Source organism: Roseateles sp. AC306 (assembly GCF_979253795.1).
Genome location: NZ_CEEDEB010000003.1, coordinates 382,735 through 403,978, shown reverse-complemented (window position 1 = coordinate 403,978; position 21,244 = coordinate 382,735). Strand labels below are relative to the sequence as shown.

16 protein-coding genes and 3 pseudogenes are annotated in these 21,244 nt (G+C 62.1%); 14 read left to right on the top strand and 5 right to left on the bottom strand.

Translation table 11 applies throughout. The features are described 5' to 3' along the window. The 3 genes and pseudogenes from rsmH to AC0IZJ_RS09890 form a co-directional block, all read right to left on the bottom strand. Nucleotides 1-945 (bottom strand): 16S rRNA (cytosine(1402)-N(4))-methyltransferase RsmH, encoded by a 945-nt coding sequence (rsmH, locus tag AC0IZJ_RS09900; protein ID WP_471849097.1) that lies wholly within the window; start codon nucleotides 943-945, stop codon nucleotides 1-3. 11 nt (nucleotides 946-956) lie between these two features. After that, nucleotides 957-1,388, bottom strand: coding sequence for a division/cell wall cluster transcriptional repressor MraZ (gene mraZ / locus AC0IZJ_RS09895; RefSeq protein ID WP_471849319.1), 432 nt, complete (start codon nucleotides 1,386-1,388; stop codon nucleotides 957-959). 358 nt (nucleotides 1,389-1,746) lie between these two features. Continuing rightward, nucleotides 1,747-2,113, bottom strand: a pseudogene (locus AC0IZJ_RS09890) (transposase); the annotation flags it as partial. On the opposite strand from AC0IZJ_RS09890, the gene AC0IZJ_RS09885 reads away from it, so the two are divergent. The 6 genes and pseudogenes from AC0IZJ_RS09885 to AC0IZJ_RS09860 all read left to right on the top strand — a co-directional run bounded on the left by AC0IZJ_RS09885 (nucleotide 2,097) and on the right by AC0IZJ_RS09860 (nucleotide 7,685). Beyond that, nucleotides 2,097-2,300 (top strand): hypothetical protein, encoded by a 204-nt coding sequence (locus AC0IZJ_RS09885; RefSeq protein ID WP_471849329.1) that lies wholly within the window; start codon nucleotides 2,097-2,099, stop codon nucleotides 2,298-2,300. The pseudogene AC0IZJ_RS09890 and the gene AC0IZJ_RS09885 sit on opposite strands and share 17 nt — an antisense overlap. A 429-nt stretch (nucleotides 2,301-2,729) precedes the next feature. Beyond that, the gene (locus AC0IZJ_RS09880) at nucleotides 2,730-3,704 is read left to right on the top strand and encodes a hypothetical protein (RefSeq protein ID WP_471849095.1); all 975 of its coding nucleotides are present in this window, start codon (nucleotides 2,730-2,732) and stop codon (nucleotides 3,702-3,704) included. Between the two features lie 14 nt (nucleotides 3,705-3,718). Then, on the top strand, nucleotides 3,719-5,068 hold the full coding sequence (locus AC0IZJ_RS09875) for a phosphoribosyltransferase-like protein (RefSeq protein WP_471849093.1): 1,350 nt from the start codon (nucleotides 3,719-3,721) through the stop codon (nucleotides 5,066-5,068). Nucleotides 5,069-5,366: 298 nt separating this feature from the next. Then, nucleotides 5,367-5,540 (top strand): annotated as a pseudogene (locus tag AC0IZJ_RS09870) (competence protein CoiA family protein); the annotation flags it as partial. A gap of 27 nt (nucleotides 5,541-5,567) precedes the next feature. Continuing rightward, complete coding sequence (locus AC0IZJ_RS09865) at nucleotides 5,568-6,833, top strand: hypothetical protein (RefSeq protein ID WP_471849327.1); 1,266 nt, start codon at nucleotides 5,568-5,570, stop codon at nucleotides 6,831-6,833. Between the two features lie 333 nt (nucleotides 6,834-7,166). Then, entirely contained in the window at nucleotides 7,167-7,685 is a 519-nt protein-coding gene (locus tag AC0IZJ_RS09860; RefSeq protein ID WP_471849091.1) for a hypothetical protein, read from the top strand. Between the two features lie 130 nt (nucleotides 7,686-7,815). Here AC0IZJ_RS09860 and AC0IZJ_RS09855 read toward each other — a convergent pair. Then, nucleotides 7,816-7,950: pseudogene (locus tag AC0IZJ_RS09855) on the bottom strand (helix-turn-helix domain-containing protein); the annotation flags it as partial. A 1,177-nt stretch (nucleotides 7,951-9,127) separates the two neighbouring features. Here AC0IZJ_RS09855 and AC0IZJ_RS09850 point away from each other — a divergent pair. The 6 genes from AC0IZJ_RS09850 to AC0IZJ_RS09825 all read left to right on the top strand — a co-directional run bounded on the left by AC0IZJ_RS09850 (nucleotide 9,128) and on the right by AC0IZJ_RS09825 (nucleotide 16,366). Further along, nucleotides 9,128-9,979 (top strand): TnsA endonuclease N-terminal domain-containing protein, encoded by an 852-nt coding sequence (locus AC0IZJ_RS09850; protein WP_471849089.1) that lies wholly within the window; start codon nucleotides 9,128-9,130, stop codon nucleotides 9,977-9,979. Nucleotides 9,980-10,064: 85 nt separating this feature from the next. Further along, nucleotides 10,065-12,377 (top strand): hypothetical protein, encoded by a 2,313-nt coding sequence (locus AC0IZJ_RS09845; RefSeq protein ID WP_471849087.1) that lies wholly within the window; start codon nucleotides 10,065-10,067, stop codon nucleotides 12,375-12,377. A gap of 10 nt (nucleotides 12,378-12,387) precedes the next feature. Continuing rightward, on the top strand, nucleotides 12,388-14,010 hold the full coding sequence (locus tag AC0IZJ_RS09840; RefSeq protein ID WP_471849085.1) for an AAA family ATPase: 1,623 nt from the start codon (nucleotides 12,388-12,390) through the stop codon (nucleotides 14,008-14,010). Next, nucleotides 14,007-14,972, top strand: a complete 966-nt coding sequence (locus AC0IZJ_RS09835) for a TniQ family protein (protein ID WP_471849083.1) — start codon at nucleotides 14,007-14,009, stop codon at nucleotides 14,970-14,972. Before AC0IZJ_RS09840 ends, AC0IZJ_RS09835 begins: the two co-directional genes overlap by 4 nt. Further along, the gene (locus tag AC0IZJ_RS09830) at nucleotides 14,969-15,862 is read left to right on the top strand and encodes a hypothetical protein (RefSeq protein WP_471849081.1); all 894 of its coding nucleotides are present in this window, start codon (nucleotides 14,969-14,971) and stop codon (nucleotides 15,860-15,862) included. Before AC0IZJ_RS09835 ends, AC0IZJ_RS09830 begins: the two co-directional genes overlap by 4 nt. Nucleotides 15,863-16,045: 183 nt before the next feature. Then, nucleotides 16,046-16,366 (top strand): helix-turn-helix domain-containing protein, encoded by a 321-nt coding sequence (locus AC0IZJ_RS09825; RefSeq protein ID WP_471849079.1) that lies wholly within the window; start codon nucleotides 16,046-16,048, stop codon nucleotides 16,364-16,366. A gap of 16 nt (nucleotides 16,367-16,382) precedes the next feature. Here the strand turns inward: AC0IZJ_RS09825 and AC0IZJ_RS09820 are convergent, their stop codons facing one another. Next, a complete protein-coding gene (locus AC0IZJ_RS09820; RefSeq protein WP_471849077.1) occupies nucleotides 16,383-17,567 on the bottom strand; it encodes a hypothetical protein in 1,185 nt (394 codons plus the stop codon). Nucleotides 17,568-17,617: 50 nt separating this feature from the next. Here AC0IZJ_RS09820 and AC0IZJ_RS09815 point away from each other — a divergent pair, with 50 nt between their 5' ends. Together AC0IZJ_RS09815 and AC0IZJ_RS09810 are read left to right on the top strand one after the other, a co-directional pair. Further along, nucleotides 17,618-18,595, top strand: coding sequence for a tyrosine-type recombinase/integrase (locus AC0IZJ_RS09815; RefSeq protein ID WP_471849074.1), 978 nt, complete (start codon nucleotides 17,618-17,620; stop codon nucleotides 18,593-18,595). A gap of 748 nt (nucleotides 18,596-19,343) precedes the next feature. Next, nucleotides 19,344-20,657, top strand: a complete 1,314-nt coding sequence (locus AC0IZJ_RS09810) for a DUF5623 domain-containing protein (protein WP_471849072.1) — start codon at nucleotides 19,344-19,346, stop codon at nucleotides 20,655-20,657. Nucleotides 20,658-21,244: the final 587 nt, after the last annotated feature.

The window sequence follows — 21,244 nt, the reverse complement described above, 5'->3', positions numbered from 1 at the left end:
TCAGCCGCCCTTCAGCGGGGCGTCCGTGCGCTCGGCAACGCGCAGCACGGCGGAGCGCGAGCGCGGATTGGCCCTGACCTCGGTCTCGCTCGGCTTGACACGGCCCAGCGCCACCAGCGCCAGCTCCGGCGGCGGCGCAAACGGCGCGCGGCGGTCGAACTCCGCCTTGCTGTGCGCCGCGATGAACTGCTTCACGCGCCTGTCTTCCAGCGAGTGAAAGCTGATGACCGAGAGCCGCCCGCCTGGCGCCAGCAGGCGCAGTGCGGACTTCAGCCCTTGATCAAGCTGTTCCAGCTCGCCGTTGACATGAATCCGAAGAGCTTGAAAGGTGCGCGTGGCCGGGTCCTGGCCGGGCTCGCGGGTCTTGACCGAGCGAGCCACGAGTTCGCGCAGCTCGTCGGTGCGCGTGAGCGGCGTACCGGCTTCTCGGCGAGCAACAACCGCCTTTGCAATGTGTGAAGCAAACCGTTCTTCGCCATAGTCCTTGATCACCCGTGCAATCTCGCGCTCATCGGCCCGCGCAAGGAAATCGGCCGCGCTCTGGCCACGCGTCGTGTCCATGCGCATGTCCAGCGGCCCGATGAAGCGGAAACTGAAGCCCCGCTCCGGGTTGTCGATCTGCGGGCTGGACACACCCAGATCCAGCAGCACACCATCCACCTGATGAACGCCGATGGCCGCCAGCTCCTCCACCATGTCGGCAAAGCCGGCATGGACGATGGAGAAGCGCGGATCGGTGATGGCCGCCGCTGCGGCAATCGCCTCGGGGTCACGGTCGATGCCGATCAGCCGGCCTTGCGGCGCCAGCTTGGCCAGCAGCGCGCGGGAATGGCCACCGCGGCCGAAGGTGCCGTCCACGTAGACGCCGTCCGGGCGGGCCAGCACGCCGTCTACCGCCTCGTCCAGCAGCACGGTCGTGTGGCGGAACTCGGCGGGTTCTGTCACGTCAGTGCCCATCAGAAGCTGAAGTCCTTGAGCGCGTCCGGCAGCGGTCCGGCCATCACCTCGGCCTCATGGGCGGCGTGGGTCTCGGCGTCCCACAGCTCGAAGTGGCTGCCCATGCCCAGCAGCATCACGTCGTTCTTGAGACCGGCGCTGCGGCGCAGCTCGGGCGAGATCAGCACGCGCGCCGCCGAGTCGATCTCGACGTCCATCGCGTTGCCCAGGAAGACGCGCTTCCAGCCCGCAGCCGCCATCGGCAGCGCGGCCACCTTGTCGCGGAAGGCCTCCCACGTCGGCCGCGGGAACAGCATCAGGCAGCCGTCGGGGTGCTTGGTGACGGTCAGTCGCCCCTGGCAGAGCAGCTGCAGCACCTCACGGTGTCGCGTCGGGACGCCCAGGCGCCCCTTGGCGTCTAGCGCCAAGTTGGAGGCTCCCTGAAAGACGATTTCCGACACTTTTCACCACGAAAGAACACTTCTCCCCACTTTAAGGCTCAGAACCCCCAGGGTCAAGATTGCGCACAAGTTTTTTCAATGGAATCAAGCACTTAGAGTCGACTGTCGAAATACACAGCTATCTAGAAAATATCTTTCATAAATAAGGACTTGCCGAGTATTTGCAAAGCGGCGCTTGAGGTTTGATGTTTCATCCGCCGCAGGTATCCCCAAACGTTTGGGAACCCCTCCGAAAGTTGGAAACCTCCTGTCCAAGTTGGAAACCCGCCTGCGAAAGTTGGGAACTGAGCCCCTTTTCCGAATGGGAGCCGTGGTTGCGATCGACCGGAGGCTGGTCTGCGCGGGGTACTCAGCGTGCCACTGCGGACAGCCGAGTTGGGACAGTGTCACTGACGGTCTGCAGACCCTCGAACTGCATGTAGCGCCGGTTCGGACTCCACTCGTTGTTCGGCTCGAGCATCATTGCTTCGACGAGCCGCGTGATCGAGGCGTCGTTTGGGAAGGTGCCCACCACGTTGGTCCTGCGCTTGATCTCCGCGTTCAGCCGCTCCAGCAGGTTGGTGCTTTAGATCTGCGGCCACTGCGCCTTCGGGAAACCCACGAACGCCAGCACGTCGCAGCTTCTCTTTGATCTGGTCGGCCACACCGCGCCACTGCGTCCTGGCTGCCTCGGGCGTCTCCTGTACGAACACGGTGCCGATGGCCGCACTCACCATGTCGAACCTGGGAGACGCGCGCTGGCAGCGTCGTCAGTTCATGGCCCAGCGCCTCATGGAGATCGACAGGCGGCGGCGGGCTGATGAAAACCCCCGGACGGCATTACAATCGTGGCGATCCGACGCGTGTCCCTACGGGGTCACGCGGCGTTCGATCCTCTTAACGGAGGACTGGCTGACCCGGTGATGGCTCGTAGCTTTGGCCCAGTAGTAGGGCGAATTGGCGCTAAAAGTCAACGGGATTAGCCTTTTTCTGCTTGACGGGCGCAACACTCCCGTTGATACTTTTGTCGTCTGTCGATGGTTGTATGCATCCTGCAGCAAGCATCGGGGTACCACCGCCGCAAGGCTCGGACTCTGGGTTGTCGGTACGACCAACCTCGCTCTCGGGATGTTCATCCTGCGCCGAGAGTGGATAGGGATGAAGCTCTTTTACCTGGTGACAGGTAGAGGCGTCGGAACTCTTCGATGTCTTTGGGCGCCTGAAGGGTCTGTCTGCCCTTTCGTGGTGACGAGTCGGATGCGTCGCTGCGCAATTTTTTCCGGGAACTTTTTCAAGGTTCACCTCAAGCGTCCTCGCTTGAGGTGATCGCTCTTGTTCTCGCAAGGAGTTGATATGCAGACCACCTCATTGCCGCCAGAAGTTTTCGCGCATGTGTCGCGTGAATTGGCCGTCAAAGCCCATACCGCAGGGCCGGTGATCCTGGGCTCGCAGCTCGGCAAGGTGATCAACGATGCCTTGATGCCGCGCCATCTGCGTGACTTCGGCGGCTTGCGCGCATTCGCTGATTTCTACTTGACCGGGATGGTCCGCCAGCGCGAGTACGACCCGCTGGCACCCGATGTCGCTTACGACATCATCGATGCCCCTGCGCCGGCCGCTCGGCCGCTGCCCGTACCCACCGCCTTCCAAAGCGTTGCAGGCGCAGACCTGTGGCGCTTCTTCTCGAACCCCAACATCAAGTGCCAGCTGGTCGTGTTGGACTCAGCCACCGTCCTGGTTGGCGCGGAAGGCGTGCCAATGCCCGTGGCTGCGGTACCTCTGTCCAGGTTCGGCACGCCGGACTACCGACAACTCGCGGAGACATTCGTGCGCGAGTACAGCGGCGACATGCAGATTGGTGTGGCGCTCCAAGGTGCCCTGAAGAAGGACGACTTCTACAAGGACTGGATCGCCACGCTGCGGGCTCTTCGGGCAGAGCCGGGTGACCTGCTCCGCAAATGGGAAATCCTGCGTGAAGCGGCCGTAGCGCAAGCGCTCACCGACGCGCTGGGCAAGGCAGGCGTCGACTCAACCCGTGCCGCCGAGATCGTGCAGCTCGCACGGCCGTTTGCCAAGACCGCACGAGTGATCAAGCCCGCACCTCCTGCTGGTCATGCAGCCACAGGCTTGCCAAGCAGTCTCCTGAAGTTCAAGTTCACCTCGCCGCAGCAGTTCTACGGCGGCGGCCCGTCTGTCGGCTTTGACGAAGCCGACGAGTTGCGCAAGCTGGTTCATCGCGCTGTTGAGGTCATGTCCGTGACCGAATTGCGAGAGGTCCGACTCAGCGCCAACACCTTGATGAAACTGACGACCCAGCAGCACGGATAAGAAGGCTGGCCACCATGCGAGCCTTGATCATCATGTGCGAGCCACAGCACCACGACGAAGTGCGTGCTGAGCTGCATCGACACGTCCATGGACGGATGATTCCGGACCTGGCGACGGTGATCCCATTCGATATCGACAGGGGCCGCACGATCGATGGCCAAGGGCTGCTCATGGACGCCCTGCGGCGAGTGCCGGCGCACACCACGGATCGACCGCTCGTGCTGGCAGCCCGCGAGGTCAACAACAAGCTACGGCTGATGGAGTTCTCCAAAGGCCCCGACATGGAGCTCGAGGTCACCAGCACCGGTGCCTTGAAGAAGCACTCTTCGGGCAACAACGCATCACTGGTGCAATCGCGGGTCAATAACTGCGGCCTGTCAGTGCCCAGCGCCGCCGCGGCGATGCTTCAACACTGGACCCACGGTCAGATCGGGCGTGAGCACGTCAACGCATGGATCGAACAGTTCGGCAGGCTCGGCGGCCAGCCCTGGATGGCGCGCGCGCTGCTCGGGCTGTTCGACTTAAAGGCACCGTCGGATCTGAGCGAGTTGCTGTGCGGCATGCGGGTCGAGGACGACGAGGTCTTGTGCGTGAATCGCGAACCGCGTGGCGGCTTCAAGAGCGCCGAGATCGTCGGCAACACCCTGGGCAAGCGCTTCGGGAGGCAGGTTTTTGGCGGGCCGGCGGACGCAATGCAGGACGGCGCCGCCCGACGCCTTGTCCTGTTTGAGGACGGCCTATGGTCCGGCACCGAGGCCATCGGCATCATCGACAGCCTGCTGGGCTTGCGCGACAACCGCCTCAAAACGAAGCGGCTGGATGATCCCGGGCTGCTGAAGGAGACCGGGGTCCGCATGGTCTATGGCGTCGCCACGGACTACGGCCAGGCTCTGGTGCGGCGCGTACTCACTGACCGCGGCCTCGGTCACATTGAGGTGGTCGGCGCTCAGAACGTCACGGTCGCGCAACCTCAGCTGTTGGCGCAGATGGCGGATCCAGGTTTCGACATGCGGCAGCTCATCGATGCGGGACCGTCTCCGGATCAGTTGCGCCCCTACGTCTTCGACACGCTGCACGTTGGCGGCATGCCGGCGGCTGATGTGTTGAAGCTGCTTGAGTTCAGCAATGCTGTCGGCCTGCAGCTCTTCCGCAACTACCTCCAGGTGATGTGCGACACGAAGGGCTGGACGATGTGGCCTGACGACAAACTCGCCCATGCCGCCATGGGCATGCACGGCCTTGGGCTCGCCCACGCTTTCAGCCACTCGATCCCGAAAGCGTCCTTGCCGCTGTTCTGGGCGAGTGGGCGGGTCGAGCTGAATGGCAAATCGGTGATCTGGCGGCCGCTGCTGCCGAATAGCTGAACAGGCCACGACGACTCCGCGCTGCCGGCCTCCCATCGCCGCCGTGACGAACTGCCGCCCGAGACGAGCGCCATCGTGCTGCTGCAAGCCAGGGCCCCCGCGGGGTCGCAGGCTGTATGCCGAGCGGACGTAAGTGGAGTAGGTAGAGACCGCTGCAGAACTTCTGTAAGCAGCTAGGAAACACATGTTGACCGACGGACGGCGTTCGGTCAGATGACCGGCACCCTGTGATGAAGCTGCAATTCGCCGATGTCGCAGGCCTGCGTTGTCGGCGGGTACAGTGCGGCCGCATCCCAGCATGGCAACCGGCGCTCACCTCCCCTTCGGTCTGCGGCCTGACGGACGACTCGTTGACGTCAGCCAGGTCGAACGCGGCCTTGCTTGCAACTGCCGCTGCCCCGCTTGCGGTGAGCCCCTTCTCGCTAAAAAGGGCGCGGTCAACATCCAGCACTTTGCCCACCATGCAGGCTCTGACTGCTCCACCGGTCCTGAGACCGCCTTGCACCTTGCGGCCAAACAACTGGTCGCCGACCGCCGCTGGATTCGCCTACCGGGGCTACCGCTCCGCGTCTGGAAAATCGACCCGCAATGCGGCCGCTTTGACGACAACGACATCTTTGGCGAAGGCGAGACCTGGCAATTCGATCACGTCATCCTCGAGCAAACGGTCGGCACACGGCGCCCCGATGCCCTCGGCTTCATAGCCGACGCCGCCCATGGCGTCGAGATGCGCGTGACTCATGCCGCCGATGCTGAAAAACAGGCTGCTCTCGCGCAGCTCCAGCTGCCCAGCATTGAAGTCAACCTAGCGCCTTTGGTCGGCCGCGTCTTCACCTTTGAGGCCTTGGAAGAAGCAGTTCTCGCATCCACGGAAAACAAGAAGTGGCTGTACCACCCACGGGAAGCGGAATGGAAGGCCCGTCTGCTTCAGGGCTTCGAGGCGTGGCGGCGATCCCGACTCCAGGAACTCTCATGCCGGGAGAGTTGGGAGCCGCTGCCCGGTCCACGATTCAACCCTGCTAATGACATCAGGGCGGCGAACGCCCGGTACCGCGCGCTTTCCGCTGACGAGAAGTGGCGGCGCCTGCAGAACCAGCTCGGCATCCAACGTCAGGACCTTCCGAGGCATGTACGCGTGTCGCTACGGCAAGGTACTGGCGTCGTCCTTGCCGACAACGACCTTTGGCAAACCGCAATCTTTGCTCAGTTCATCGTCAGCGCGCCAGGAGATGAGAAGTACGGGCAGCGCATGCCCCCTGAATGGAAGCTCGCTGCTTGGTTGGCGGAGCGCTTTGGCGCCAACGGCGGCGAAGAGTCTGCGCGGCCCGTCACGCGTGCCTACCTCAGCTACCTCAAGACCTGCGGCTTTCTCCGTTGGGACGCCGGAAACCTGTACGTCGCTCATGACCGCCTTTCCGCACTGCCGAAGGCACCACCGCCGAGCCCGGCTTCAAGCGCCCAAGCTTCATTGAAGGAACCCAGCGCCCACGCTATTCGCTGGCTCAACATCTGGCCAGATGAAGAGCGCCTCCGCAAATGGGCGGCCCAAGCCTGCGACGACGGCTACGGCTTCGACGCTGATTGGTTCGTTGGATGGCTCGTGCGGCGACGGGCACCGCCGACCTTCGAGCAGGTGTGCGAAGCATTCGAGCAGGCCGAAGGGCATCCGGGCGAACTCCACGCAGTGCTGCGCGGCATGGGGATAGTGGCGGAAACTAACCGGCATTTTTCCTTCGGAGAGCCAGCTCCCTGGTCGTTCCGCTGAGATTGATGCCTCAGTGGGCCGTTGTTTAAGAATCAAGCTACCGCAACTCATTACTCGGCACCGGAACCTTGTGGAGGCCTGCCCCGCGACGCTTCTTTCTTCGGCACGCACGGGAGGTTGGCTCAACTTCAGCTGGCTCGTGGTGATGCTCAGCTAGCGTGGGCGAGCGCAGACTCGGACGCACCGGGTTGACGACAGCATGCCGCCGGCACGTGGCCTTCGCGTCGTAGACCTTGTTGATGTTGACCTTCGACGTCTGGGTACGTCTCGATCTCCCCTTCGCGGAACTCGTGTCGAATACCGGCCGTGCCCATGGCGGCATAGAAGGGGCATATGAACGACCTGGATCTGCGTCTTAAAAATGCGACCGGCAGCATCGGCCAGGAATACATCCTCTTGCCGATTCAGGGTCAGCCGGCGGCTTACCGTGAGCGCGTCTACTGCTACGAGCTCTATCACCAACTGCGACGGGACTGGCCGGCAAACACACCGTTCAAGCTGAATGGTGAGGTGGATAAGGCCGGTCACCAACTTCTGCGTCTATCGAGCGCCGACCGGTGTAAGCCAGACTTTCTCATCCACACGCCTGGAAGCATGGATGGCAACTTCGCCGTCATTGAAGTCAAACCCTGCACAGCCAGCAACAAGGCAATCCGCAAGGACCTTTCGACGCTTGCGCTGTTCGTGAACGAAGTCAACTACGAGCGAGCTATTTACCTGATATACGGAGCTCAGGCGGATTTGATGGCTGCGCGCGCACTGAGCCAATTCGTCAACGTGCCTGGCTCCGATGCCATACAGATATGGGTTCATAGACACGCATTTGGCCCAGCTGAACGCTGGGAGGGCTAGGCTCGACGGCACGCCGCAATGTGCGATGGCGACATAGACAAACTCCAGCCTGCACCTTCCACCGAGTCGCGCAGGTTGCCCGGAACCGGCTTGGGCCGTCCAGTGCCTTGAAGTTGGACAGGCTGAGTCAGGACAGGGCGCGGCTGATGGTGGCAACGCTGCGGCCAACCTCGGCTGCGATACGGCGCATGGGCATGCGCCTGCGGCGTAGTTGCTCCATGCGCCGGCTCAGCTCGGCATCTAAGCTGTCGCGGGTCTTGAGGGGAGCGAGCTGCCGTCGCGCAGCGCATCTTGCCCCAACTCTTCTAGCTGTGCAGCACCGATTCAGTTGATTCGGCTCGCATCGTCTCAGGCATCGCGCAACGCATCGCGATCACGCGGCGGCCACCCCAAGCTCGACAAAACTAACACTTATTCGTACACTTGGAATGAACCCTTTAGGGTTAGTAAAGTAGCGAAGGACATCACCGGTCAGTAGACGCAAATCCTTTTGGCCAGTCATTGCACCGGGCGGAGGTCGTAGGACCATGCCGTCTGGATTTATTTGCGCCGAAACGGCGCTTCAGCCGTTTGCGCTCCGTAAATCACTGTGCCTAGAATTCCTCAAGCCGACAAACAGGCGTCTATAGGCCACCGGCGCTCAGATACCCCATCGGTGCGGACATTGATATTTGAGATGACTAAAAACCTCGTCCACGTCGCCCTGCCGGTATGAGCGTCATCGCCTCGAGCTTGGTCGACTAACGGTTTACGCCAACCGCCCGGCCTTTCCAACTTTTATTGATTTCGGCAAGTCACATTCGTGACCGGCTGGTTCGAACACGCCTCGCAAAAGCGTCAAGCCTCTCGGGCTTGTGCTAACCGATCGAAAGGGTACTGAAAGCCAGAACGAGTCGCGCGCTCGCGTCTCCCGCAACACACCAAACCGCTCATCAAACCCAGGTCCCGCAGCTTGAAAAGCAAAGGGGCGGGAACCCCGTCAGGAACCCGCCCCCTGTGACTGGAACCAGCCACCACACTCGAACCGTGCGTGGCTCCTAGTCTAGGGGCAACCTACCTTCAACGCAACGAAGGTCGGGTGGATCGACTCGTACGTAAGTCGGGAAGCAGCCTCACATCTGCGGATCTGGATCACCTTCCTCCTGAAGAGATCCACATGAATACCCCTGCCAACAAATCTACGGCGCCGTGGCCCCGCGGCGACGCTCCGTCCCCGTCCCACAACACCAGCCTGACTTCGAAAACCGCCGAGCCGATACGGCGTTTTACGTCGCCCCCGGTTGCGTTCCGCCAAACGGGCCTCGTGCGCCCGGCACAGGGACAAAGCAATTCGTATGAGCGCCTTATCCCCGCCATCGGGCGACCCGACCTCAAAGGCCCTGACCAAGTCGAGAGCCGGCCAAGCGGCAATTACCTCCCCGCCGGTACCAAGGAGGATTGACGTGCACCGCTACGAGGAAACCGAGGAGCGTAGGGAGAAGAAGATCAAGGAAGGTCGCGGGTCCGGTACGGGCGCCGACTGGCTGGCCTGGATCAAGTTTGGCGAAATCGCCAGCAAGGGCAACAAGAGCCGGCAGATCGAGGGGCGTCATCGCCGGCCTGTGCTGACCCTTTCCGACGTCGAGACCAGCGTGCTGGATGTCCTCGACTGTGACCCACGGGTCAAGGAGATCTACGACCAGTACCCGCTCAACCGAGAAGACACCCTTGCCATCGCCGAAGAGATCGGCGTTGACCACCCCCGCTGCACCGGCACGGGAACGATGCTCACCATGACTTCGGACTTTGTCGTGGACTACGAAGGTCCGACGGGTATGCAGAGGATCCCCATCCAATGCAAGCACACCAGCGACCTCCGCGACTTCAACATGGCAGAGCACATGGAGATCGAGCGGCGCTATTGGGCGCGGCAAGGCTCTCGCTTGCGCATCGTCACGGAGTCGGATCAATGCATCCCTCGGGCCGTCAGGCAGAACTGCGAGGACTTGATGCAGTTCCGATTCCTGCAGCTTCAGGCCAGCGAAGGCGCCGCCAAACTCAGTTTTAACGAGCGCGTCGAGCTGATCACCGCGCGAGTCGTCCAAGCCACAAGTCGATGCACGCTCAATGACATGGCCCACGAGCTTGCAACCTTCACGAGCTCGCCGGTTGAGAAGTTCACCTCGGTCATCTTCAACCTGCTCTACCGCCGGATCCTGCAGATCGACGTTCGAAAGACGGGGCTGCTCTCACAGGACGTCTTGGAAGTCCAGTCGCTCACCTTAGCGTCCGCTGCGGCAGGGAGTGCCACGTGACCGGCGTCATGCTCCGCGACTGGCGCAGCTGGAAGGGCGTTGCGCAAGCATGGGCCGCATCGCTCCATCTGGAAGGGCGTCAGGCATGAACGGCGGGGATGCAGACGTATTCCAGGAGCGCGACATCCTCATATCCAGCGACGAGACCGCCCGTTGGCGGGTGGTTCTCAAAGCGCCGGAGGACTGCTGCCTTTACCCAATGAACGACCGGCTGGCTTTCCCCGAATGGCGAAACACCCATGACATTCAGGCAGAAGTCGACGCTGGCGAATTGCTCATCCAGGAACCGGAAGCGGTGAAGCTCTCCCCTGCCGAAAAAGCCCGGGCAGAAGAGCGCTTCAAGAAGTTCGCGCCCATCTTTGCCGATCCAGAGAGGCCCGAGCTGCGGGACGCAGTCCTGACGACGGAAGGACGGGTCAAAGCCTTCAACATCCTCAAGGCCACGACATATCTGACGCTCACCTCAAAGGTCTTCATGAGCGCCATCCGGAAATGGTTGTCAGGCGGGCAGACGGATGACTGCCTGGATGACAACTACGGCAACTGCGGTCGTGTCGGCGTCGACACCAAGAACCTCGAGGAGGTTCCCCTCGCCGATGCGAAGCGTCACCTCGTCAAGAAGGCCTTGGAAATCGAGCGGTCTCGGCGTACCACGCGCAAGCACCTGCATGACCACACTGTCGACGGCATGCCGCGCAAGCGCCTGGCGCCTACCTCACCGCCGGGCGTCATCGTCGATCGTCTGGTCCTTCGTGTCTTCCATGAGTACTACAAATGGAGGCGGAAGGAATGCGGTCGCTCGGTGAAAGATGCCTACGACCGCATGTGCGAGGAAGTCCTTGTGGTTGACAACGCCGATGGCTCCAAACGGCCGATCGACGCACGTACGCATCCCAAATATAGAGTTTTCGAGGACTGGTACTACACGCTCGTTCCCTATTCAGAACGCCGCAAGGCCAAGGTCGGGAATACCAACTACGCCAAGAACGAGCGTGAAGAAACCGGGAACGAACGCTCGAAGGCTCGTCGCGTCGGAGTCAGGTCGTCGGGCGACGCCACGATATGGAACATCGCGATCGTCACGCGCTTTCATGGCCGTCGCATCATCGGCCCGCCCGTGGTGTTCCGGATCCGCTGCAAGCGCAGCGGCATGCTATTGGGCATTGCGGTGTCGTTGGTCAGCGCGTCGTGGACGGTCGCAGCCGCCGCCATTGCGAACTGCCTCGAGGACAAGGTGGCCTTCTGTGCGAAGTACGGCATCACGATCAAACCCGAGGATTGGCCGGTTAAGGGGCTGCCTGCGGAGATCGAGTTCGACCGTGGGGAGACCAACAACAGAAACCCCGAACCGTTCGCAGCCAAAACGGGCGTACGGCTGAGGAATCTGCAAGGCAGCAGGCCGGACATGAAGCCCGGCGTCGAGTCGGACTTCAACACGCTTCAGATCCGGCTGAACGGCAAGACGCCGGCGGCATCGGTCAAGGACTGGGAACACAAGGAACACGCGGCATGGAAGTTCGATGCCGAACTCGACGTCGACGAGTTCATGAAGATCTTGCTGATTCATGAGCTCGACAGGATGAAGAAGCGTCGCGACAACGTGGTCCTGCCGCCCAAAATGGTGGCGATGGGCATGACATCGTCACCCCTCAATTACTGGCGGTATTCCGTGCGGGAGGAGAGCGGCGGCCTGACGCGATGGTCACTCGATGAGGTGCAGTTCCTGCTCATGCGGCGCAGCCGCGGCGCCATCACCGAACACGGCGTCGAGTTCAAGGATTGCATCTACATCAATGATCAGCTAAGCGCCGACGAGGCTTTGGCCAAGACGAAACGGCATGGCCGCAAGCAAGTCACCGTCGCATATGACGAACGGCTGGTTGACAAGGTGTTCATCACCCACATTGGCGAAATCGAGCTACCTAACCCCTACGAGTGCCAGCTGAGCGACAAGCTGGAGCACCAACTCGACTACTTCGGCCGCTGCTTCGCGGAGGTCTACGAACTTCGCGATAAGCAGGCGAGGAACAACGAGGACGCCCGACAGGAAGAGTCTGACTCAACCCGCCGAACTATCACGGAGCACGATGAAACCGTCGCTGAAGCCACTGCTGATACGAACGGCGCGCCTGATCGGGGATCCAAGGCTCAGCAAAAGCGTGACTTGCCAGCACAGCGGCGTGCCGAAGCTCATCGCACGGAGGCCGAAGCCGCCTTCCGTCCGAACCTTGGTGGCGCCAGTACACCGGACGCCGTCAGCACGACACCGGGCACTGTGTTGGCGGACCAGAAAAAAACTGAGAGTTCCGTTGCGCCCCCCAAGCCAGCCCTGACCAGCCCTCGCCGCCTTGTCAACAGCTACCTCGACCGGGTCAAGTCCCTGTCCGAGCAGAACTAGCAAACCCATCATGAAAATCATCAACATCGATCAATACTACCCAGCGCACAACATCGACTACCAGGGCATTCCCCTGATCGAGGCCTGGCCACCTTTGTACGAGAGTCAGATCCATAGCGCGATGACCTCCATCCCTCGGTGCACGGCGGAAGAGCGCCAGCATCCGCCTGAACTGCGGTTGCAGTACATCGGTCGATTGTTCGACCTCTTCTTTCCGACCCCCGACCAGCTCATGCTCGGGGTGCATCTGTGGAACTCGATCTGCAGGACGTACGTGTTACACGCACGGCGCCGTACGGACTCCGCCGCGGTCTTCAACGCCATGTGCGACTCGTTCTCCAAAGACGAGGCACTACGGAGGGATTTCACCGAACTGTCCGACATGCCCAATCTCATCACGGTGGTGGGCACGCCTGGGTGCGGCAAAACGCAAGTCGGCCGCCGCATGCTGCGGCGGCTGTGCAGCGATTCGCTGCTGCGGCATCCGCATCACGACTTCCTTTACCAGCGCCTGTTCTTGTGGACCGAGGCCGGCACCACCAAAACGGACAAAGCGCTTGCCGAGGTGGTCTACGAGGAGTTGTATGCCACGCTGCTGGCCACTGGCGCAGAACGCAGCAGGGTGCGCGGCTCGGCGAGGCGCCTGGGTCACGAATGTGCAGTGATGGCGCGCATGCTCAACCTGGGCGTACTGGTCATCGACGAGATTCAGCACTGGCTGCGCAAGAAGACCGGCGTTGAGCAGGACGCCGTCGAGTTCCTCACCACGATGGTCAATGAGATCGGCTGCACAGTCATGCTCATCGGCACTTGGGAGGCGCTGCCCATCCTGAAGTCAAAGCTGCGTGGCGCACGACGTGCCACATCCATCGGCACCACCCACATCAAGAAGATCCCGCGCGGCGAAATCTGGGACGCCTTCATGACGGTGCTCTTCAAGCTGCAGTTCACGACCCATGTCGTGCCATGCGATGACGACCTCACCAGCACCTTCTGGCAGTGCACGCAGGGAGTACCGGACTTCGCTGTGCGCCTGATGGCATTTGCACAGTGCGAGGCCATCGCGACGGAATCCGAGACCATTGATGTCACTCTCGTGAAGGCCTGTGCCGCCAAGCACCTGGACTACATCCAGCCGGCCATTCGTCAGATGCGAGACGGCCACCGGGAGGACAGCCCCACGATCTGGGATGCCGAGCCGGACGACATCGATCTCTACACCACGCGCATCCTGGCCGAATACCAGCTGGCTGCGAAATTCCAGGCGGCGAAGCGAGCCGCTCGGTCGGCGGCCTCTGACGCCGCCGCTGAAGGTGCCAGCAAGGCCATGCAGGGACTCGGCATGGCTTCGCAAGAGCAGGCCGAGAACTTCGCGAACCATGCCGCCAAGCAGGATCCCGAGGCCACCGCTGCAGAGATCGTCGCCAAGGCGATCAAGGCGGCCAAGCAGCCGCGGCTGCGGCCGACCTCGAACCTCAAGCGCAAGGCGGCGATCGCAGGCCAGTTCGCTGCGCTGCCTGTGCTGGACATCCGCCGCTTGGTCTACGAGGCCAACGAGGCCAAGCGCTCGGTTGAGTCGGACATGAAGAAGCTCGGGCACCTCCTCGACATCGACAACTGGGTGGTGCAGTGAAAGTCGCAGATCTCGACCGACTGCCAGCGCCCTACCCGGGCGAACTCTGGTACAGCATCGTCGCAAGAGACCTCACCCGGGCCGGCCACTCCCAGCGCGACCTGCGTCCTCGCATGGCGCTCGGGGGGCTGTCGGCTCGCATCAACATCGCGTATCCGAACCGCGTCCACCGGCTGCTGGCACACCTGCGCGGCCGCACTGAGCTTGATGAGGTCGGCTTCGCGCGGCAGCACACCCTGTTGCCGTACATGCTTGCGTTCGATCCAGCATCTCGCCTCGGCGACCTGCTGCAGACAAGCGCTGCTGAAGACCGCCCTTTGAGCAAATCCCTTGGCGGGCTGCGGTGCGCGTCAACGCCGGCTCAGCTCCGCTACTGCCGCACCTGCAGGCATGAAGACGCTCGAACGTTTGGTGAGCCGTACTGGCACACGGCGCATCAGCTTCCCATGGTTGCGAACTGCTATCTGCACGACGACCGTCTCTTTGACAGCCTTGTTCCATACGAGCCGCAGCGCCACGACTTCTGGACCGCAAATGATCTGCTGTGCAACGGGAACCGTTTGACGCTGCCCGTCCCAGGTGTGCAGCTGTCTCACTGCATAGCGCGCGAGATGGGGAAGTTCAACCTGCACACGACGCGAGCGGCGACCAGCCTTCATCTCGACATCGAACAGTACGCCACCGTTCTGAAGCGGGTTGGCTTCCAAGGGAGGCGAGGCCAAGTTGCCACCGGCCATCTCGCCGGGGAGATGGCCGCTTTCACCGCTAGATACGGCGTCGCTCCTCAGCTGCTCGGTGTCCGTCACTGGTGGCGCGGTTTGTACACCCAGCTTTCTCTTCGAGTCCGACCGCTTCACCACGTGACGATGCGACTGTTCTTGCGCGAGCGGCTGTGGCGAGCAGCGCCCACAGACACACACGCCAGATCTTGGGACGAACGGCTGATGGGAACCATTTTATGAAGCGCCCCCACGCGCCGTATGCGCAGCATGTCAACGTGGACGCCCCGCCCAGCGTCAAGAAACGCTTCGATCACCGGCCAGGCCCCGACGAGCCGCGCATCATGTGGCGCCGCTCGCTGACCGATCGCGATGGTTTGCTCGCGCTTGACACAGTGACTGCTCAGCAAGGAACCACCACTACCGCGTTGGACTACTTCGACGTCAAGGCGCCTCCGCAAGGGTGGCGGGCCGGGCCACTCGCTTTCGAGCCTCTCCATTCGACATTTGGTTCATGGACGCGCCGGCTTGTGCGCGACGCATCAGTGAGACTCGACACGCTTCGCCCGTTTGAAGCTGATGACGTCCGTCTGAGGGGCCTGGGCCTGTCCGAGGACGTTGGGGCGAACGGGTGGGTCATGGCGCCCTTTGAGGGAAAGTGTCTGCTGATACCGTCCCTCACGCTGCTCATTGCGCTGGCCATTCCCAACCCGTTGGTGTGGCGCCGACTCAAACATCCTCTGTCCCTGGACTTGGGGTGTCTGCGCGCTCCAGAGGACGAAGAGATACTGGAGATTCAAAGGGTAGTCATGGCCGGGCGGGATCCGTACTTCGAACCCACCAGCCTTTGCATCCTCGCATTCTGGATGGAGCAACGCAGACTTCCATGCCTGTACCGCGCACTCGAGGGATTCGGGCGAACAGGTTGGACGCTGACCCTGCCGCGCAGGGAAGAGACGGTGAATCTCATTTTCGACGGATACGAAAAGGACGATCTCATCGTCGTTCAACGCATCCGCATCTCACACGCTGCGCCATTCCTGCCAAGGACCTGGCGCAAGGTCGTGTACGTGGCCAACAATGGACTAACAGGCCCCGACGTCGGTCAGAGTGACTTCGATAGATGGAAGTAGATGCCTTCCGACACAGTCGCTCGACCAAGCCTGAGGGCCATAGGCCGACGTCGCTGAGCCCACCTTGCGAGGCGGCCCCGACGGGAAGCGGTGCACCCGCCAAGTGGTGAGCTACAGGATGCCGACCTACGAGAATGCATTGCACACCTCTTAGGAAGTAGCCCCAGGCCGCATAATTGACAGATGCGATCTGACAGATCCGCGCCAGATGGCTTTGAGACCAGCGACTTTGCGAGAGCATTCCGCGCACTGCGAACGGCTCGCGGACTCCCACAAGACGTCTTTGACGCCGTTTCCGGCCGAACCTACATCAGCAAGTTGGAGCGGCGGGAGCGAACACCGACTGTCACTAAGGTCGACGAGCTGGCCAGCGTTCTGGGCGTGCATCCGTTGACGCTCCTGACGCTCTGCTACTGCGAAACAGGATCATCGGCGGAGATCGACCATCTTCTCCACCAGGTCAGAGCAGAGCTCGCCGCATCAGGTCTTGACTTGCTGCCGTAGCCGAACCCTCTGAAGCTCAGGTCGGAACCGGCATCGACATCAGCGTCGCGGCGGTGAGGCGGCCAGCGCCGAGAACTTCGGCGGCAGTACGTCTCCATGCCTTGCCCTCTTCGCCGTACATCCAGTCGAAGACGTCATTGCGCCACCTGGCCTGCACGTTCACGCGGTACACCGCGTCGGTGATGGGACAGCAGCCCCTCGCAACGTGCACGACGCGCTCGATGCAGCGCGCGCCAATGCAGGGTACGAGCGTGTGGCCTTCCTGCGCCATCTCAACGCCGTCCAACCATTGCTCATCGAAGACCACCGCACCATCGGCGACTGGAAAGTCACTGGTGTGGAAGTGAGATACACCCATCGCAACGAACTGATTCTTGGTGCGACTCCCGGGCACAACACAGGCACCCAGGTCAGCAAGCGTCGCGAACCCGGCTCGGCGAGTCAAAGCTTGCGTCATGTCGTGGAACTCGTAGTACGCCAAGTCCATTCGACGGATCGCATTGCTTGCGCCGAGAGCGCGCCACGAAGACAGCGCAAGGTCTTCGCCTTCCAGCCGCCCCAGTGTCACCCGAGCTCCCTGCGTCCGGCCGAACCGCGCCACCAGCAGGAAGGAGTGAACTTTGCCCTTTTGGCTGAAGGCGTCGGGCAGTTCGTAGCACTCGATCTCGGATGCAGATTCCACCAGCATCTTGCGAAATGCTGCCAAGGTTGGATCCTGGACGATGGGCGCAGCCACGACGAAGGCCATCTCCGCCGGTCGCTCAAGACGCGCAAGTGCTTCAAGAAGTATGTACAGGTCCAATCTCGCCCGCGACTTGATCGGCACCACCTCAGGATAGAGCGCCCTCAACCTCGATTGCGCGTCTGGAGGCATGACGCCAAGCCCTGACGGAGGGTTGCCGATAGCAACCCTGAACCGGCGCTCGCCCAAGGCGCCATGCACCGCATCGGGCTGCAGCACCTCGGCGATGTGCAACTCGCCTGCAACCGCCGCTGATGGCAGACCGCTCGAAGCTAGCTTGGAACCAAGTTCTAAGCCAATGTAGCGGTCTATTCCATGACTGGCGAGGCCCGCTTCGAAGAGCCGGCCGGTTCCGACGCCGATGTCGAGCCAGTCCCCTCCTGTCAGTCGAATTCTTTCGAAGATTCGAGCTGCAAGCCCAGTTGCCATCGGCTTTTCGTCCAGCTGCAAGGTGGTCATCCAACGCTCCGTTCTGTGTTGACCAAAATTATGTACATAATTCTGTTTTTATGGCTGCGCGCGGGTCACCCTTAATCCTTACCGATGCCGAGGTCGCTTGGCTGAAGTCGCTGACGCTGTCCGACGCGACCTCTGCTGCCTACCGCGGCGAGGTGGGTCGGCTGATCGCCTTCTGCGCGTCGTCTGGTGTCCTGGAAGTCCACCGCCTGAAGGCGAAGCACTGGACCGCCTACCTGTCCTGCCTGACAACAGACAGGACGGCGATCTCTCCGCTGGCCAAACCGTTGAAGCCAGCAAGCGCAGTTCAAGCCGTGCGCATCACACGGTCCTTCCTGCTCTACTGCGCTCGGCGCGACTGGCTCTCGTGGGATCCGGCCGATGTGGAGCCTCCGCACTTCGAACGGCCGTCCACAACGGAAACCTTGGCGATCGAACAGTTGTCAGACGGCCTGAAGAGCATCCTGCGCAGCGCCAGCATTCCCGACGACGCGCGCCAGGCGCGCAGACACCTCGCACTGGGCATCAGCTTCTGGGGCGCGTTGACCCCACGAGAGATCGCCGGCTTGCGCGTCGACGATCTGAGCCTTCCCTCTTCAAACGGGGCGTGCGAGTTGCGCTGCACAGGGCGACCGTCACCCGTAGTCCTTCCGCGGGAAATCGCAGTCTTGTGGCAGCGCTATCGACAGCTGCGCGAAGAGGATGCCAGGAAGCGCCTTCCACCCAACTCCCCGTTGATCGCGAACCTCAAGAACGGCAAATCCCTTCAGCCATGGTCAGTGTGGGCCCTGTTGCGCCGTGCTGAGGCCGACGACAGCGTCAGCGATGCGCCGAATCCGAGGCTGATGCGCAAAGCCTATCTTGCCGGAGCGACTCGTGACGCCGATCGAGCTATCAACGTTGTCCGCGCTCAATGCGGCAAGATCGTCACCAGCGAGGCCGCAACCGAGCCGGTCGCTCATCGAAGCATCATGCGCAAACTACAGAAGTCCGTCCGCGCCAAACTGCAAACTGAAGCGGCGGACGCCTAGGACGGCGCGGCGCAGCGAAAGCCAACAGGTCGCCTTGATTTCACTTTGCCGGCGGCTTGTTACCTCGGCGACCGCCCGAAGGGTTGCCACCAGCTATCTCAGCGGCAGTTCACTCCCTTGGTCAAAGCCGCCGATGACGCGGACGAAGACGGTGGCGAAGCAAGCCGACAGCGCATCTGCCAGCCTTCTAGAACCGGGCCGACCCATGCTACTCGCGCCATCTGCAGGCGCCATAGCAAGGTGGCCAGCTTGTTTGAGCGCAAGCCGCTGTGCGGCGGCTGCTCGAAGGACGCGCCTGAAACCCGCGTCGGCCCTGGCTGTTGCGCGCCCACCCCGGTGGCCGACCGGCCTACCGTTGCGGCAACGCTTGCGCACGACGCCCGCATTCAGCCCGGACATCCCCTGCATCCCTACGCCAGCCGCTGGGAGACGTTGATCGCATCACGCCGGTCCAGTACCGATTCATCGTAAGGGCGGCCTGCATCGCGAAGCGCGCGTGCAACGCGCGATGTGTCGCAGCCGTCCTGGCGGTGCAGTGGCGAGTAGGCCCTCTCGGCGTCCTGACAACCCTGGCCGCGCCACGCGAATGATGACAAAATGGCTGCCAAGGCTTCGGGCAGAAGCCGGGCACCCGTCATTGCAAAGCTGTAGACAGCACTGCCGATTACTCCTTTCTCCTTCCTGCATGCAAGCCTTGGTTCGAGAAGCGGTGGACGGGTGACGTTTCGACATGAGCCGGGAGACTTTCATGCCGATTGAATCTGTACGTCCGACCACGCTGGTCGGCATCAAGACCCTTGCGAACGACCTCAAGTCTGCGCAGGGCATCCAGCACCGAGCAGCGCTCCACCTTGCAGCTCAGGCGGCCGGCTTCCAGAACTACCAGCACGCTCTGAACGTCCTGGGCAAGGTTCCCACCCCGAGAATCGCGCGCGGCGCCCCCAGCATCTTTCTCACGTGTTACTGGAAGGACCAGAAGACCGGTGAGATCTACCGCGAAACCATGGCGCTCACCTTGTCCCGCACTTTGGATGAGCTCGCCACGCCACAGCAGCTGAAGATCCCCCGTGCGTTGGTCAACTTCCGCTCAGCTGCGCCTGACCACTTGGAGCGCGAGCACCTGACTCACTCCCAGTCCTCGGCACGCCGGGACGTTTGCGCTGCCGCCAGGACTCTCCAGTTCATGGATGCGACCAGGCTGCGGCCCTCCAAGAGCAACAACCGTATCTACCCGCGGGGCAGCGCCCGCAACGCGATCCCCGGCCAAAGCCATCACAGCGTGTGGTTCGACGCCACCAGCAAGCGCCACCTCCTGGTCGATGAGCCCTATCTTGCAAGCATCGAAGGGCTGGCGGAGGCGCGCGCGGCCTGGGCCATGGAGCATGGCTTCGAGGTCGTGCAAACGGCATGGCCAGGTATGTACGCGCCAGATGTCGGTTCACGCATGTACCTTGTCTCTCAACTCGACAAGGGTGTCCCGCCTCGATCGGTTGACGCGGGGCTAACTCGGTTGCCCGCGCCGCCGATCGTGGAGGCGACATGGACAGGTGACTCGGCGCCCTTCGCGCCGTATTTCGTCAGCCCGGGCGCCGCGACGAGGCCGACGCGAAATCCTGAGCCCAAGACGCGAACGTCCCTTGGTCCACGGCAGACAGAGGGGTACGTGATGACCTTCGTCGGGCCGCAAAGGCGGCCGAAGGCACGCATGCCGCTCGAGGCCCACGAGCGGGCAGGTCACCTGCTTAAATCTGTCGTGGCCGCCACCTACTACCGCAAGGGCGTCTACAACCGAGTCGATTCGATACGCAGTGAACTTGAAGAGTGGGTGGGGAGGGAGTACAGCCGCAGCGAGCTGCCCGGGGACAAGTTCTTCGATCTGTACTACCACGAGGCCAGCCGAACCTTCGAGCGCAGGATGGCCGAGGCGGATCGGATCCGACATGAACGTGACCTGGACGAGGTGCGTTCAACGCTGGTGCGGCACTATCCGGACTGCGCGCCTCTGCGAACGATGCTGAAGAAGCTCGAAGCCGCCCAGGCTTCCTTGCGAACGTGGAGTTGATCACCATCGCTGGATTTCCAGCGTGGCGCTGCCATGCTTCGTAGGCTGTCGCAACGTATGCGTCCGGCAAAGTCATCTTGAACTGATTGACGTCCGAAGCTTTTGCCTTGGCTGCTTCCTCGAAAAGGGCCTTCAACGGCGGGCCGATCTCGTGCTGCTGCTGGGTGTTCTGCGCCAAGGCTGATTTGTCGAAGGCCTTGGCGATCGAGGCCGCAGCCGGCGCCTTGTGCTGCACTGACAGCAGAAGGCGGACGCTGCTGATGACTGGCCAAAAAGTTAGGCGATTATCATAACTTTCTCTAAACCGGCTGACCCAGGGCCCGTCCGCGGGCCCTACGCGCCAGAGCTGATTCCCAGGGAGGGCCTGATCTGATGCCGCTGTCCTTGGCGCTGGCCCCGCGAGCCCGACCAGCTCTTCCCGCCCAATTATCGAGAATTACCAGCAATTACCAGTGCCGGCCAGGTCCTCCGGGGCAGACCTTCCTATGGGAAGCGCTGAGGCGATAGCGCCACCTCCGGATGACCATCTGTTAAGTGCGGGCGCAAAGGGACGGACCCGGACACCGTAGCGAGTTCAACGTCAACCT